At 60.1% G+C, this 15,139-nt stretch carries 11 protein-coding genes; 9 read left to right on the forward strand and 2 right to left on the reverse strand.

Annotation, left to right across the window (positions count from 1 at the left end; translation table 11 throughout):
• The first annotated feature begins 122 nt into the window (after window positions 1-122).
• The 6 genes from BQ9843_RS01490 to pknB all read left to right on the forward strand — a co-directional run bounded on the left by BQ9843_RS01490 (window position 123) and on the right by pknB (window position 9,851).
• Window positions 123-1,919, forward strand: coding sequence for a serine/threonine-protein kinase (locus BQ9843_RS01490; RefSeq protein WP_075843596.1), 1,797 nt, complete (start codon window positions 123-125; stop codon window positions 1,917-1,919).
• Window positions 1,920-1,925: 6 nt separating this feature from the next.
• On the forward strand, window positions 1,926-2,924 hold the full coding sequence (locus BQ9843_RS01495; RefSeq protein ID WP_075843597.1) for an FhaA domain-containing protein: 999 nt from the start codon (window positions 1,926-1,928) through the stop codon (window positions 2,922-2,924).
• A 9-nt stretch (window positions 2,925-2,933) separates the two neighbouring features.
• Window positions 2,934-3,347, forward strand: coding sequence for an FHA domain-containing protein (locus tag BQ9843_RS01500; RefSeq protein WP_022387630.1), 414 nt, complete (start codon window positions 2,934-2,936; stop codon window positions 3,345-3,347).
• 437 nt (window positions 3,348-3,784) lie between these two features.
• Window positions 3,785-4,969 (forward strand): Stp1/IreP family PP2C-type Ser/Thr phosphatase, encoded by a 1,185-nt coding sequence (locus BQ9843_RS01505; protein WP_075843680.1) that lies wholly within the window; start codon window positions 3,785-3,787, stop codon window positions 4,967-4,969.
• Window positions 4,969-7,857: an FtsW/RodA/SpoVE family cell cycle protein gene (locus tag BQ9843_RS01510; protein ID WP_075843681.1), complete on the forward strand. Its 2,889-nt coding sequence runs from the start codon at window positions 4,969-4,971 to the stop codon at window positions 7,855-7,857. Before BQ9843_RS01505 ends, BQ9843_RS01510 begins: the two co-directional genes overlap by 1 nt.
• 50 nt (window positions 7,858-7,907) lie before the next feature.
• A complete protein-coding gene (gene pknB / locus BQ9843_RS01515; protein ID WP_022387627.1) occupies window positions 7,908-9,851 on the forward strand; it encodes a Stk1 family PASTA domain-containing Ser/Thr kinase in 1,944 nt (647 codons plus the stop codon).
• Window positions 9,852-10,053: 202 nt separating this feature from the next.
• Here the strand turns inward: pknB and murB are convergent, their stop codons facing one another.
• Complete coding sequence (murB, locus tag BQ9843_RS01520) at window positions 10,054-11,016, reverse strand: UDP-N-acetylmuramate dehydrogenase (RefSeq protein ID WP_075843598.1); 963 nt, start codon at window positions 11,014-11,016, stop codon at window positions 10,054-10,056.
• A gap of 167 nt (window positions 11,017-11,183) precedes the next feature.
• Between murB and BQ9843_RS01525 the strand changes: the two genes are divergently transcribed.
• The 3 genes from BQ9843_RS01525 to BQ9843_RS01535 all read left to right on the forward strand — a co-directional run bounded on the left by BQ9843_RS01525 (window position 11,184) and on the right by BQ9843_RS01535 (window position 14,764).
• Window positions 11,184-12,422 carry a coiled-coil domain-containing protein gene (locus BQ9843_RS01525; protein WP_230205533.1) on the forward strand — a complete coding sequence of 413 codons (1,239 nt, stop codon included), beginning with the start codon at window positions 11,184-11,186 and terminating at the stop codon, window positions 12,420-12,422.
• A gap of 155 nt (window positions 12,423-12,577) precedes the next feature.
• Window positions 12,578-13,639, forward strand: a complete 1,062-nt coding sequence (galE, locus tag BQ9843_RS01530) for a UDP-glucose 4-epimerase GalE (protein WP_075843599.1) — start codon at window positions 12,578-12,580, stop codon at window positions 13,637-13,639.
• A gap of 105 nt (window positions 13,640-13,744) precedes the next feature.
• The gene (locus BQ9843_RS01535) at window positions 13,745-14,764 is read left to right on the forward strand and encodes a polyprenyl synthetase family protein (RefSeq protein ID WP_040219788.1); all 1,020 of its coding nucleotides are present in this window, start codon (window positions 13,745-13,747) and stop codon (window positions 14,762-14,764) included.
• On the opposite strand, the gene BQ9843_RS08700 is transcribed toward BQ9843_RS01535, so the two are convergent.
• The gene (locus tag BQ9843_RS08700; protein ID WP_154665537.1) at window positions 14,761-14,904 is read right to left on the reverse strand and encodes a hypothetical protein; all 144 of its coding nucleotides are present in this window, start codon (window positions 14,902-14,904) and stop codon (window positions 14,761-14,763) included. The two genes, BQ9843_RS01535 and BQ9843_RS08700, sit on opposite strands and share 4 nt — an antisense overlap.
• Window positions 14,905-15,139 lie beyond the last annotated feature (235 nt).

Genomic DNA, 15,139 nt, shown 5'->3' on the forward strand with positions numbered 1-15,139 from the left:
ACGGGCCCTATTCTACCGTGTCGTGCGACGCCGCACCCATAGCGGCCGTGCTAAACTAACGGCAAACATGACACCCGCACGTACCCCGTGCGAACCAAAACCCAAACGCATTAGGTGACTTCATGCCGTTGTTCTCGCAACATAGCCCGCAGCAAAACGGTGCTGCAACCCTCCTGCGTCGTTATCGCCCGCTCGAGACGCGCGCAACCGGAGGTTTTGGCAGCGTCGAGATCTGTCTCGACTCGCGCCTGCAGCGACGCGTCGCCATCAAGCGCATCCCCCTTGTTGCAGAAGGCATGCCCGCACCGGCAGGCTCCACCGCCGCAGCGCTTGCCGAAGCACGCACCGCAAGTATGCTGCAGCACCCCAACATCGTTTCGGTCATCGATTTCACCTATGATGCCTCCTTCGCCTACTTGGTCATGGAATACGTGGACGGACTTTCGCTCGAGGAGTTCCTCGCTCAAGTCGACGGCCACTCACTCACGTACGATGAGGAGGCGCACATCGCGGACTCCTTATGTCAGGCGCTTGCCTACGCGCACGAAAACGGCGTGCTGCACCTCGATATCAAGCCGGCAAACGTGCTCATCGACCACAGCGGCCACGTCAAACTGGCCGATTTTGGCATGGCGTGCCTCACGAGCGCCGCGGGTTGGGGCGGAGCGCGCGGCGGAACCATCGGATACATGTCGCCCGAACAGCTCGACGGGTCTGTAGTGGACGAGCGCTCCGACCTGTTCTCCCTTGCCTGCGTGCTTTACGAGTCGCTCTGCGGCGGCAAGCCCTTTGTCGCCGCGTCTCCCGCAGACTCGCTCAAGCGCATCGAAGCTGGTGTCGAGACGCCCAGCGAGCTTTTGCCCGATATCCCCGCATCTGCGGAGCACGCGCTTTTGCAGGCGCTCTCCCCCGCACCGGAATCCCGACCCGTTCGCGCGGACGACTTTGCCGAGGCGTTCCTATCGGAGATGGGCAATGCGCGTCAGGGCAAAAAGAGCCTCGCACGCATGATCGCGCGCATGACTTCCGACGAGATGGACCCCGTGGAGCCGACTCAAGACGACGAGCCCACCGTAACCGATCCGGCAAAAGGCCTTTTGGGAACCAGATACCCTCAAGCCCGATTGCTGCTGGGCGTCATCGCATCGGGCCTCGGCGTCGCTTGGCCGTCTTTTGCCATCCTGCACGCCATGGGCCTGGCTCAGGCTCCTGCCGCCCTCTCTGCCATCGTCATCGGGGCCGCTGGCGGCGCCGCGCCTCAGATCGGCTCGGCCCTGCTTGCAGCCGGGCTCTTCACCATAATTGTCAACTCGACCCCCCTCGTCCCCGCACTGCCCTCCCTCGCGCTCATCGCCGCATTGGGAACATCGTGGTGGCTCGTATGGGGACGCACCTCGCGCCATGCATCAACGGCACTCGTCGTGACCTATGCCTTATCCGCATCGCCATCACTGCCGACCGATGCCTGTCTTGTCGGGGCTTGCCTGGCCGCGTACCTCGCGTCGCCTGCCGAGGCGGGAATCTCGTGTGCGCTCGGCATGATCTTAGGAAGGCTGTCGCTTCTCGCTTGCACGGCAGGCGGAGTCCTTGGAGCCGATATGCTGGCCCGAGGACTTCTCGATGTGTCCTTTATCGTCCCTGCCCTCATTTGCGCTGCAGGGGCGGCGGGGCTCTCATATTTGTTTGACCGCGGGTGGTCAAATTACCAAAAACAGGGCTCTCGCCTGCTCTTTTTGCTCGCCGAAGTCTGCCCGGTCGTCCTCGCCATCGGCACCCTCTGTCTTGCGCACCCTATGGAAATTGCCAGCTTGCGCCCCGAGAACATCGCAAATGCATTTGGAGCCGGAATCGTATCCTCTATAATTGTTTGGATTGACATGTATCTATTTGGCTATGAACACGGCCCGTCGAAAGAGTGATCGTACGTGAAGTTTCTGAACACCTTCGAAGACCACGTGGCAGGCATCCTCGGTGCCGCCCGCGCACCATTTTCCTTCAAGAAGCTCGCCAAGCAGGCGGCTCACGAGATGGAAGATCAGACGCTTGTGGTCAATGGCGTCAACACCGCGCCGGCACTCTATACGATCTTGATTGCCAATGACGACGACCCTTTGATGGCCCCCTACTACCCGCAGCTCTCGCGCGAAGTGAGCGAGTTCGTCAAGGCTCAGGCAGAGAAGAAGCGCTACACCTTTGTAGGCGAGCCCCTGGTGCGCTTTATGATCGACCCCTCTCTTAAGGGCGGCAAGTTCTCCGTCTTTGCCGAGAACGTCGATGCCCCCACGCTGGGACGTTTGTACGAGGAAGAGCGCGCGTACCAAAACGGCATGTCGACACCGATGCCGCGCCAGCAGCAAACGCCGCGCCCCGTCCAGCCCGCTCCCGTGCCGCAGCAAAACCCCATCCAGCCTGCCCCCGCCTCGCGTCCCGTGGCACAGGTGCCCAGCCCGGCAGCCGTCGAAAACGATCCGTTTGCCCCCAACCCGCCCGATCCTGCAGCGCCCATCCCCGTGCCGCAAACCGTAACGCGCGAGGCAATCGCCGGCATGGGCGGAGCAGCCGCAACCGGCGGTGCGATCGGCGCCGCGGCAAGCATCGCCGCCAACATGGCAAACGCACGCGCAAACCAGGCTCCCGCACAGCCTTTGGCCCAGCTTATCGATGTCGTGACCCGCGAAACCCTCGAGGTCAACGCGGCACACTGCATCATTGGCCGCGAGCGCGCCGCCGCCGACGTGATCCTTCGCGACCCCAACGTCTCGCGCCGCCATGCCGAACTCACCTTCACGGGCTCCGACTGGTCCATCGAGGACCTCAATTCCACCAATGGCACGTTTGTGAACAACCGCCGCATCACGCGCTGCCCGCTGCGCAACGGCGACCTGCTCACCTTTGGTCTTAGCAACTTCGAGTTCAGAAGCTAGGAGCAGCTCATGATCGACCTGATCTTGTTCACGGGGCGCATCGTCCTCGTCGTCTTGCTCTATATCTTCCTGTTCGCCGTCATGAAGACCGGCGTTGGTCTCGTCCGCGGTCAACGCCGTGACTCGGCAATTTGGACCATCGATGTCGACAAGGGCCCTCGCGGCATCCGTGGCATCCACGTGGACATGCTTGGACCCGTAATCGTGGGCCGCTCGCCTTCGTCCGATATCTGCATTAACGAGCCCTTTGTCTCGGCATCGCACGCACGTTTCACCACCCAAGGTCCCGCCCTCGTGATCGAGGACCTCAACTCCTTGAACGGAACGCTCGTCAACGGCCGCACACTCACCGAGCCTGCCACCCTGCGCGAAGGCGATGAGGTGCAAATCGGCGATGTCGTGATGAAAGTGAATCGCCGATGATCGACGAGGAGAACAATTTCTCTTTCGAAGCTGATACTGGTCTTGGCGACGATGCCGCCACGCCAGCGGCGCATGCTGCCCATATGGCGCCTTCCCCTGTCGAACACGCCGATGTTCCCACAGTGGGAGCGCACATGGCAGAGCCTGTGGATGCTCCGCAGGACACCGTACCAGCCGACGATGCCGACCGCACCGCCGTGCACGCCGCCGCCCTCGATATCCTGAACGAAGACGCCGCCACGCACGCCGCTGCCGTCGACATCCTGAATGAAGACATCGATTTGGCCGAAAAGGACGCTGCCCCGGTCTCCGTCATCCCCACTGCCAGCGCCGAGGCTCCTGCAGAGCCATGCCCGGAGCAGGCGCCCGACGCATCCGACGCCGCACCCGATGACGAGCCCGCGCCCCCGGCCCACNCCGGAACCACCACCACGCTCATGTGGGGAGCACGATCCGATGTGGGCTGCGTGCGCTCCCATAACGAAGATTCCTATCTGGTGCAGTCGCCGCTCTTTTGCGTCTGCGACGGCATGGGCGGACACGCGGCGGGCGAAGTTGCATCTTCGCTTGCTGTGGAAACCATCGCGAAGACGGCGCCGAACGCTGCCGACCCCGCGCTTCTCGCGGCATCGGTCGAGGCCGCCAACGCCGCCATCATCGAAGCCGCAGCGAACGGCTTGGGCAAATCGGGCATGGGTTGCACCGCGACCTGCGCCTATATCGACGGCACCACCATCGCCATTGCCCACGTGGGCGACTCGCGCGCCTACCTGCTGCATGAGGGCACCCTCATCCGCGTAACGCGTGATCATTCCTATGTCGAGGAACTCGTAGACGCCGGTGAAATCACCGCCGACGAGGCGCGCACGCACCCAAATCGCTCGGTCATCACCCGCGCACTCGGCTCCGACCCCGCCATGTACGCAGACCATTTCCAGCTCAACATCGAAGAGGGCGACCGCCTGATCCTGTGCTCCGATGGCCTATCGAGCATGGTCCCGGACGGCGATATCGAGACCATCGCCGCCCAGTCCTCGACCGCACAGATTTGCACTGACAATCTGGTGGACGCAGCCCTGGCAGCAGGTGGCGGAGACAACGTGACCGTTGTCGTCGTAGATGTGGTGGACGACGGGCGCATCAAAACCCTCATCAGCAAGCGCCGCCGTAACCTCATCATCGCCTTGGTCGCGCTCGTAGCCGCGCTCGTGCTCTCGGGCATCGTTGCCGCCGTGTCTATCACGCGCTCCGTGTTTTTGGGCGTGAACAGCGACGATACCGTAGCGATCTATACCGGCATCCATGCCGACTTTTTGGGCATAAAGCTCTATCACATTGAAGACACCACGTCGGTCAAGCTCTCAGACCTGCCCGACGATACGCGCAACCGTCTTGAAGAAGGCATTCCGCAAGATAGTCTCGAGGACGCGCGCAATACGATTTCGGAATACCGTGCACAAATCGATGCCGCCGAAACCGAACAGGTGCTCACCGCCGAGACGATTCGCAAGAGCGCAGACGCCAACGCGGGGGAAACCGATTCGAGCGGCGCCGATAGTTCCGCCACAGGCACTCCAACCGATACGACCGATACGACTCAAACCACCAAAGGAGGCGCATGATGGGAAGCCGCCGCAACACCGAGCTTTTCTTGCTCATCGCTTCCGCGTTCCCGGTAACGCTTCTGTATGCACTCTATGTCACGGGCACCGGAGCCACGCTTTCATTCCAGACGCTTGCCGTACCCATCGGCCTGTTCGCCGCCTTCACCGCGGCGCACATCGCCGCGCGCATCTTTGTCCCCGGCGCCGATCCGGCGATTCTGCCCATTGTCTTTTTCCTCTCGGGCATCGGCATCACCTTTGTCACGCGCCTGGCACCGAGCCTTGCCATGAACCAGCTGATCATCCTGTTCGTGTCCATCACGCTCATGGTCATCACGCTTGCTTTGGTCAAGAATCTCGACATCGTGAAGCGCTATAAGTACACGTTTGGCGCGATCGGCATCCTGCTGCTCATCCTGCCCATGTTTATCGGTACCGAGATTTACGGCTCCAAGCTGTGGATTCGCATTGGCTCGTTTACCATCCAGCCCGGCGAGTTCGCCAAGGTCTTCATCGTCTTGTTCCTGGCCGGCTACCTCTCCGAGAACCGCGAGCTGCTCTCCATCTCCAGCCACTCGATCATGGGCTTCAAGATTCCGCGCCTGCGCCTGCTCACCCCGCTGTTCTTGGTGTGGGGCATCTGCCTTCTGGTCGTTGTTTTCGAACGCGACCTGGGTTCGGCACTGCTGTTCTACACCATCTTTTTGATGATGCTCTACGCCGCAACCGGCCGTGTCTCCTACGTGATCATCGGCTTTTTCCTGCTGGCAATCGGAGCCGTGGGCGCCTATCACTTCCTGTCCCACGTGCAAGTGCGTTTCCAAATCTGGCTCAACCCGTTTGCAGACGCGCAGAATAAGGGCTATCAGATCGTACAGTCGCTTTACTCCCTGGCCGACGGCGGACTGGCCGGCGTGGGCGTGGGTAAGGGCCTCGCCAAGCTCATCCCAATCGTCGAATCCGACTTCATCTTCTCCGCCATTGGCGAAGAGATGGGCCTGCTTGGCGGCGCCGCGGTTCTTCTTGCCTTTATGCTCTTCGCGGTGCGCGGCCTCACCACCGCCGCACGCGCCAAGTCCGACCTTGCCGCTTTCACGGCAACGGGCCTCACCGCCGCCATCTCGTTCCAGGCGTTCTTGATCGTGGGCGGCGTAACCAAACTCATCCCGCTTACCGGTGTTACCCTGCCCTTTATGAGTCAGGGCGGCTCCTCCCTGCTTGCGAGCTTTGTCATTGTGGCACTGCTCATGCGCGCAGGCGACGAGGCAACCGGTCGCAGCGTTGAGCTTGCGGGCACAGGCGTCTCCACCGCCCTTCCCGACAGCGCTGTTGCAGGGGCTCCCACCAGCAAAAACGGCACCCGCTTCTTCACGGCCAGCACCGGTGCCACCGCCGGATCGCACGCTCGTCCCAATTCGCGCATGCGTCGACGCCTGCTTGACACGCCCGAATCCGGCGTACTGGGCCGCGTTGCGCTGGCAAAGCGCCTTACGGTCACAGTGTTCGTCTTCACCGGCCTGTTTGCCATCCTCATTGGCAATCTCACCTATCTCCAGGTGTTCCAGGCCAAGAACATCCAGAGCATGCCCAGCAACAACCACACGATCATGCGCGCCGCCTATATCAAGCGCGGCTCCATCATCACCTCCGATGGCGTGACGCTTGCTGAATCGGTCCAAAACGCCGACGGAACCTATTCGCGTTCCTATCCCAACGGAAACCTCGCCGCGCACACGGTGGGCTACTATTCCACGCAGTACGGCTCCACCGGCATCGAATCGTCGATGAACGACACGCTCACCGGATCGCGCGATTACTCCAGTTGGAAGAATGCCGTCAACTCGCTTGCCGGCATCACCCAGCCCGGCAACACCGTGAAGCTCACCATCAACTCGAGCATTCAGCAGGCCGCCGAACAGGCGCTTGCTGGCAAGAAGGGTGCCATCGTGGTGCTCGACCCGCGCACCGGCGCCGTGCTTGCCAAGGCGAGTGCCCCCAGCTACGACAATTCCAATGTCGAAACCCTCATGGGCACCAATGACGAATCCCAGGGGTCGCTCGTGGACCGTTCCACCCAGTCGCTCTACACGCCGGGCTCGACCTTCAAGGTCGTCACGCTCGCCGCAGCACTCGACTCGGGCAAGACAACCCTGGACCAAAGCTTCGAGTCGCCCTCGTCCATGAAAATCGGCGACGCCGATGTCACCAACCACCTCAACGCCAATTACGGAACCGTAAGCCTCGAGCGCGCTTTTGCGCTCTCTTCCAATGTTGTCTTTGGCCAGCTAGCCACCGATATCGGCGCCGACACCCTTACACAGTATGCGCGTGCATTCGGCTACGGGCAGTCGCTTGGCCAAGACTTTGGCACCGCCGAGTCGATCATTCCCGACGCCGGCGCGATGACGGAATGGGAGCTTGCCTGGGCAGGCGCCGGCCAGCCTGTTGGACAAGGCCACACCCCCGGCCCTCAGACCACGGTGATGCAAAACGCCGTGATCGCCGCCGCAATCGCCAACAACGGCATCGCCATGAAGCCCTATGTTGTTGCGCAGACGCTTTCCCCCGAGGGCACAGTGGTCAAAACCACCCAGTCGCGCTCGCTTGGCCAGGCAATTAGCTCGGATACCGCAGCTAAGGTCAAGGAAGCCATGCTGGAGGTTGTCGAAGACGGTACTGGACAGGTTGCTCAGGTTTCCGGCGTTAAGGTAGCCGGCAAGACGGGCACCGCAGAGATCGGATCGGGAAACATCAACTCGGTCTTTATCGGTTTTGCCCCCTATGACACGCCTACCGTGGCCATCTCGGTCATGTTGGAGGATTACACCGAAGACAGCGGCGAAGCCAGTGCCGCAGAACTTGCGAGCCAGGTTTTGAAAGTAGCCTTGGCCGTTCAAGGCGCGTGATGGTATATGAATAGTATGCATTCGATGCATTTGAAGTGTGAGGAGTAAGAATGGCGGAGCAACAGCGCTTGCTGGGAGGAAGGTACCTCCTTAAGGAGAAGGTCGGAACCGGTGGCATGGCCACGGTTTTCCGTGCTCAAGACCAGGTTTTGAACCGTGCCGTAGCGGTCAAAATCATGCTGCCCCAGTATGCAGGAGACCCCACGTTCGCCGCGCGCTTCAAGCAAGAAGCCCAGGCAGCAGCAGCCCTGCAGAGCCCCTACATCGTAGGCGTCTACGACTGGGGCAAGGATGGCGACACCTATTACATCGTGATGGAGCTGCTTCACGGCACCGATCTTAAGAGCGGCGTGCGCAGCCACGGCGCGCTCGACCCCAAGAAGGTCGCGCAGATCGGCTCGCAGATCTGCGGCGCGCTCTCGATTGCCCACAAGCACGAGATCATCCACCGCGACATCAAGCCTCAAAACATCATGGTGCAGCCCGACGGCAACATCAAGGTGATGGACTTTGGCATTGCCCGCGCAAAGAACAGCCACCTCACTCAGGACAACAACGTCTTGGGCACCGCCCACTACGTAAGTCCCGAGCAGACGCGCGGCCAGGAGCTCGGCCCCACCTCCGATATCTATTCGCTCGGCGTGGTGATGTACGAGTGCGCCACAGGCCGCGTTCCCTTTGACGGCGACGATGCCATCTCCGTCGCCCTCAAGCAGGTCAACGAGCTTCCCGTACCGCCGAGCCAGATCAACGCCAATGTCGACGGCGATCTTGAGCGAATCATCCTCAAGTGCATGGAAAAAGACCCGGCGAATCGTTTCCAAACGGCAGACGAGCTGCGCCAGGTGCTCAACTCCTACCTTGCGGGCCGCGCCGTAGATGTGCCCGAGCCCACCCGCGTCATCGCCGGCATGGCGGGCGCTGGCGGAACCGAGGCAATGCGCATGGGCGACAAGACGCAAACCATGGTGCGCCCCACCGCCCCCGGCGACACGGCATCGAATCCCGTGATTCGACCCAACAATCAGATCAATACCAGCTCTTACGACAATGAGAAGCACGGCATGGGCAAAGGTAAGATCGCTGCCATCGCCATCGCAATCGTCGCCTTTGTCGCCATCGCAGTCTTTGCCGTCTCGGGCTTTCTAAACGGTGGAGACCAAAAGAGCGTACCCAACCTTTTGGGTATGAAGCAGGAAGCGGCTGTTGCCAGTATCAAAAGCAGCGGCTTTGAGCCCGGCAATGTGAATCAAAGCTACAATGACCAATATCCCGAGGGACAGGTCTGCGAGCAAACGCCGGACGGAGGCAAGACCGCTGCCGCTGGCTCAAAAATCGACATCGTGATCTCCAAGGGCTCGAAGCCTATTGACCAAGTTGAGGTTCCCGATCTTTCAAATGCCTCGGATCTTGACGAAGCAAAGAAACTCATTGAGAATGCCGGCCTCACCGTAGGCAGCACCACGCAAGAGGCAAACGATGCCGACGAGGGCAAGATCGTCGATCAGAGCCCCAAGGCTGGCGAGAAGGTCGACAAGGGTTCAAAGGTCGACATCGTCGTATCCTCGGGCCCCGAGACCGATTCGGTCCCCGGCGTGGTAGGCAAGACCGAGAGTGACGCTACCAACACGCTGAGCAACGCCGGCTTTAGCGTGAATGTCGAGAGCGGCGGCACCAGCGATACGTATGCCAAGGGCTACGTCATGAAGCAAAGCCCCACCGGCACCGCCAAGAAGGGCTCGACGGTCACCATCTATATTTCCGAAGGCAAGGACACCTCGAGTGACGAGGTCGACGTCGACTCCCTGGGCCTTACGGGCATGACGGCCGAAGACGCCGAGGAAGCCATTGCCAACGCAGGCCTCAAGTATGATCCGCGTCAGCAGTCAAGCAGCTCGGTCGAAGTTGGCAACGTCATTAAGTACAGCCCCGGCGGCAAGCAACCTGCGGGCACGGTGATCATCCTCTACATCTCGACTGGCCCCAGCGAATAAGCCAGCCTTTACATCACGAGAGCAGCGGGCGCATTCCCAACGGGATGCGCCCGCTTTTTATGGCGGCAGCAATGCCATCAGTACAGGTCATCGTATGACTTCGCGATTAAAACGCCCCTGTATCTGCTTGGAGGCGCAGATGCAGGGGCTCGGCATGCGGCAAGGCGCAATCAAGCCCGCCGCAAAATCTCATCGCCGTGGATTAAAACTCACCGATACGGCGCACCTCAGGCTCAAGGTCAACGCCAAACTGATCTTTAACCTGCTTTTGCACATGCTCAATCAGGGCGCAGACATCGGCGGCAGAGGCATGGTCGGCATTGACCACAAAACCGCAATGCTTTTCGGACACCTGGGCGCCACCGACGCGAACACCGCGCAAGCCGGCATCCATGATGAGCTTTCCGGCAAAATAACCCTCGGGGCGCTTGAAAGTCGAGCCGGCACTCGGCATATCGAGCGGCTGCTTTTCCTCGCGACGTGCCTGATACTCATCCATCGCGCGGCGAATCATATCCGGATCGTCGGGCGTCAAGGCAAACGTCGCAGAGAGCACAATCCACCCCTCGTCATGAACGCGGCTCTTGCGATACCCCATGCCAAGCTCGGCAATAGGAACCGTGCGAACCTGTCCGCTCGCGCGGGAGCCATCCTCCAGCTTAGCGCCGGGGACATAGACTTCCACGGACTCCAGCACATTTGCGGTGCAGGAATCGTACGCACCGGCATTCATAAAGCAGGCGCCGCCCACTGTAGCGGGAATGCCCCATAGGGGCTCTAATCCCGAAAGCCCGGCGTCGGCAGCGGTAAGCGCCACGTCGCGCAAAAGCGCTCCTGCCGCAGCCCGGATACGATTGCCGGCCACCGTCATGTCACTATAGTTATCACGCAGAAGAATGCACGCCCCGCGCAGCCCGCGGTCTCCCACCAAAAGATCCGACCCGTTGCCCACGATCTCGCAAGGCATGCCGCCCGTCAGACAGATATCAAGGACGCGGACCACTTCATCACGCGTACGCGGCAAAATCATCACGTCCGCGGGACCGCCGATATTAAACGTCGTGTGATCGCGCATGGGCTCGGCCATCAGCACGCCGTCCTCGCCCACAATCGATGCAAGGACGCATAGAAAATTGGTGTCAAAACAATCGTCGAATTCATGCATGGTATACCGCCTTGGGTCTTAATGGACTGCCTAGACTATACCGCAAGCCCCTTTATGCTATACCGCGTTGACGGTTGATGAAAAACTTAACGCACCTCTCAAAATACGCTATCCTGAATACACATATAGCGCTTTCGACATATACACGAACAATCAATGGAGAACATATGTCACAGCATCCGCGCACTGGCAATGGAACGCGAGCCAACGCCAAGTACGTTAAATCCACTTCATATATCTCGTACGGTATGACACGCCGTGAGGCGCTCAAGTTCGCTTTCGGTGCCGTTACCGCCGCCGTGCTCTATGGCATCCCCCGCACCGCCTCGGCTGCATCGGCAACCAAAGAAACCACCGATGCCCTCAACAACGCCCAAGCAAAGTACAACGAGGTCCAATCTCAGCTCAACGCAATCGCCAGCGAATACCAAGCGCTTGCCGAGGAGCTCAACAAGACCATGGGCAACATCGAGTCGGTGCAAAACGATATCGATGCCACCCAGGCAGAAATCGAGAAAAAGCAAGAAGAGCTCAAGCAAAAGCAGGGCACCCTTTCCGCTCGCGTGAGCGAAAGCTACAAGAACGGAGGCAACAACACACTCACCCTTTTGCTCTCCTCCTCTTCTTTTGATGAGCTCATCTCGAACGTGTACTACCTCGACAAGATGAACGATCGCGACCGCGCGACCATCGGCGAAATCCAGAACATTCAAAACGACCTTGCCTCGAAGAAAGAAGAACTCGAGAATCAAAAGAGCGATCTTGAGGCGCTGAAAGATGAGCAAACTCAAAAGCTCAACGAGATGAGCGCCAAGAAGGACGAGGTTCAAACCGTTCTCGATGGCCTGGACTCCGACGTCAAGGAACTCATGGCGAAGCGCGACGCAGAGCTGCTTGCCTCCCAGCGTGACGAAGAGGCAGCACGCAAGCGCGCAGAAGAAGCGAAGAAGGCCCAGCAATCAGGCGGCAGCTCCAGTGGCAACTCCGGTGGCGGCTCCGGCAGCGCCGGCGTGGGCGGCGGTGGAACAGGCTCTGCCTCGAAGGTCGTCTACTGGGCACAGCACACCCCCTCGCCCGGTGCCGGACTGTGCGCCTGGTGGGTGGCAGACGTCTTTTGCAACGCGGGTCTGGGCAACGTACCGGGCAACGCCTGCGACATGTATGCCAACTACTGCTTTAGCTCCAATCGCAGCAATCTAAAGACCGGCATGATCATCGCCGTCTCCTCGCACCCCTTTACGAGCGCGGGAGCCATCTACGGCCACGTGGGAATCTACGTGGGCGGCGGGACCGTTATGGACAACATCGGCTATATCCGAACCTGCAGCGCCGATTACTGGATCAACTTCTACAACTCCACCGTCACGCCCCGCTGGGGCTGGGCAAAGGGTATCGTGCTGTCCTAACGCCACCCTCCAAACCCGCTGCTACGCCTTTCGACCGGTCGCTTCTGCGGCCGGTTTTTTCATGCCATAACGCAGCGGTTACCCCACTTTCGCAAAACGCATAGGCCAGTGTTCTATACTGATTTGCACGACAACCATTTCCGAAAGGAGACTTTATGTCCCAAATGCTCGAGCCGCAGGATACCTGCGTGCTGGTAACCGGCGGCGCTGGTTTTATCGGCTCCCATACCGTTGTCGAGCTGCTTAATTGCAACTACCAGGTCGTTATCGTCGATGACCTTTCCAATGCAAGTGAGGTCGCCGTATCGCGCGTGCGTCAGATCGTTGGGGACGAGAAGGCGCAAAATCTCACCTTCTATAAGGCAAACGTGCTCGATCGCGATGCCATGGAGAAGATTTTTACCGATCACAACATCGACCGCGTGATCCACTTCGCCGGCTTTAAGGCCGTGGGCGAATCGGTGACCAAACCCATCGAGTACTATCACAACAACATCGAGAACACCTTGGTGCTCGTAGACGTCATGCGCAACCATGGCTGCAAGTCCATTGTGTTCTCCAGCTCTTCCACCGTCTATGGCGACCCCGACAGCCTGCCCCTCACCGAGCAGAGCCCCAAGAAGAGCGCTACCAACCCCTATGGCTGGACTAAGTGGATGATCGAGCAGATCCTTACCGACCTCCACACGGCAGACCCCGAGTGGAACGTCGTGCTGCTGCGCTACTTCAACCCCATCGGCGCACATCCCTCGGGCCTTATCGGCGAGGACCCCAAAGGCATCCCCAACAACCTGGTGCCGTATGTGGCGCAGGTTGCCGTGGGCAAGCGCGAGGCCGTGCAAGTGTATGGCAACGACTACCCCACCCCCGATGGCACCGGCGTGCGCGACTACATCCACGTGTGCGACCTTGCCTCCGGCCATGTTTCGGCCTTGCGCTGGATGAACGGCCGCGAGGGCGTTGAGGTGTTCAACCTGGGCACTGGTACCGGCAGCTCGGTTCTCGACGTGATTCGTGCCTTCTCCAAAGCCTGTGGCAAAGAACTCCCCTACGTCATTCGTGAGCGTCGCGGAGGCGACATCGCCGCAAACTGGTGCGACGCCACCAAGGCCGAGCGCGAGATGGGCTGGAAGGCTCAGTACAACCTCGCCGACATGTGCCGCGACTCCTGGAACTGGCAGTCCCGCAACCCCAACGGCTTCGCTGACGCCGAGTAATCAATCACATTTGGCGTGGGGCAAATTCCGTGCAAGGGATTTGCCCCACGTTTTGTTTGTTCCACCCGTTAGCGACCAGCACCCTTCACCCGAAAGAGCATTATCGTGCAGAGTTCCTTCACTGAGTTCCTAAGCGCCCACCTCAACGAGATCAACGCCTATCTGGACACGTACTTTCGCCACCAGACCGATAGCGCCGATATCGAGCGATACCTGTATGCGCCCCTCGGTCACTACTCGGCCAACGCGGGAAAACGCCATAGGCCGCTCATCTGCATGCTCGCTTGCCGCGCGGTAGGCGGCGACTGGAACCGCGCGGCAACTTGCGCCGCCGCAATCGAGCATTTCCAGACCGGAGCGCTCATCCACGACGACATCGCCGACAACGGACAGCTCCGTCGCGGCGAGCCGTGCCTGCACATCACCGAGGGCGAGGGCATCGCCATCAACTGCGGCGACTACGCACTCATGCTCGTTAGCGCCGCCGTGGCAAACGATCCCGACCTCGACGCGCCCCTCAAGGTGCGACTCATACAAGAGCTCACCTCCATGACGGCACGAACCATCGAAGGCCAAGCGCTGGACCTGGGCTGGGTACGCGACGGCCGCTTTGATTTGAGCATCGAAGACTATCTCGCCATGGCCACACACAAAACGGCGTTTTACAGCGGCGCCACTCCACTTGCCTGCGGAGCCATCATCGGCGGCGGCAGCGAGGAGCAGATCTCTGCCTTGCGCACCTTTGGCCTTCACACCGGCCTGGCGTTCCAGATTCAAGACGACTTGCTCAACCTGGTGGGTAAAAAAGAAGCACGCAATAAGGACTTTCGCTGCGACATCACCGAAGGCAAGCGTACCTTGGTGGCCGTCCATGCCCTCAACTATGCCGATGACGCCTCCCACGACGAGCTGATGGATATCCTCACAAGCGGAACCACCGATCCCGATCGTCTGGACCGCGCCGTTCAGATTTTCGAGCGTACGGGCGCTATCGCATATGCGCACTCATACTCGCTCGATCTTACCGCCCACGCCAAAGCCGCGCTGGAAAGCGTCGAACTCGACCCTCAGTGCAAGGACCTGCTTTTGGGCATGGCGGATTTCTTTGTCGAGCGTCTGAACTAAAGGTAAAAGACAACGAGAGCAGCAGCCAGTACACCGAACAGCGCGATAGACGCCAAAGCAGCACGGTCTTCCAGCAACGGGACAACGTCCGCCTTCGTGCCGTCGTCCATCGTCAATACCTCGCCCCATGCGTCGCTCATGGCGTTTCTCCTTTCTTGGCGTATCTTCTTTAGGCTATGGGACAAACAACAAGGGAACGTAAAGGGTGACCGAGCGTTTTGTCAGGCTCGCGCCGGGCGGACACTTATGGTTTTGCGTGCGTAGGCTGCAGATGTCGTGCGACTTAGCGCATAACTCGTTAACTTGATACACTGATGGGTAACTTTGAACGCGGACCGCCCACAGGCGGCACGCGCCATATTGCATATGAAAGGG

It is taken from the genome of Collinsella bouchesdurhonensis, assembly GCF_900155365.1.
Lineage (GTDB): Bacteria > Actinomycetota > Coriobacteriia > Coriobacteriales > Coriobacteriaceae > Collinsella > Collinsella bouchesdurhonensis.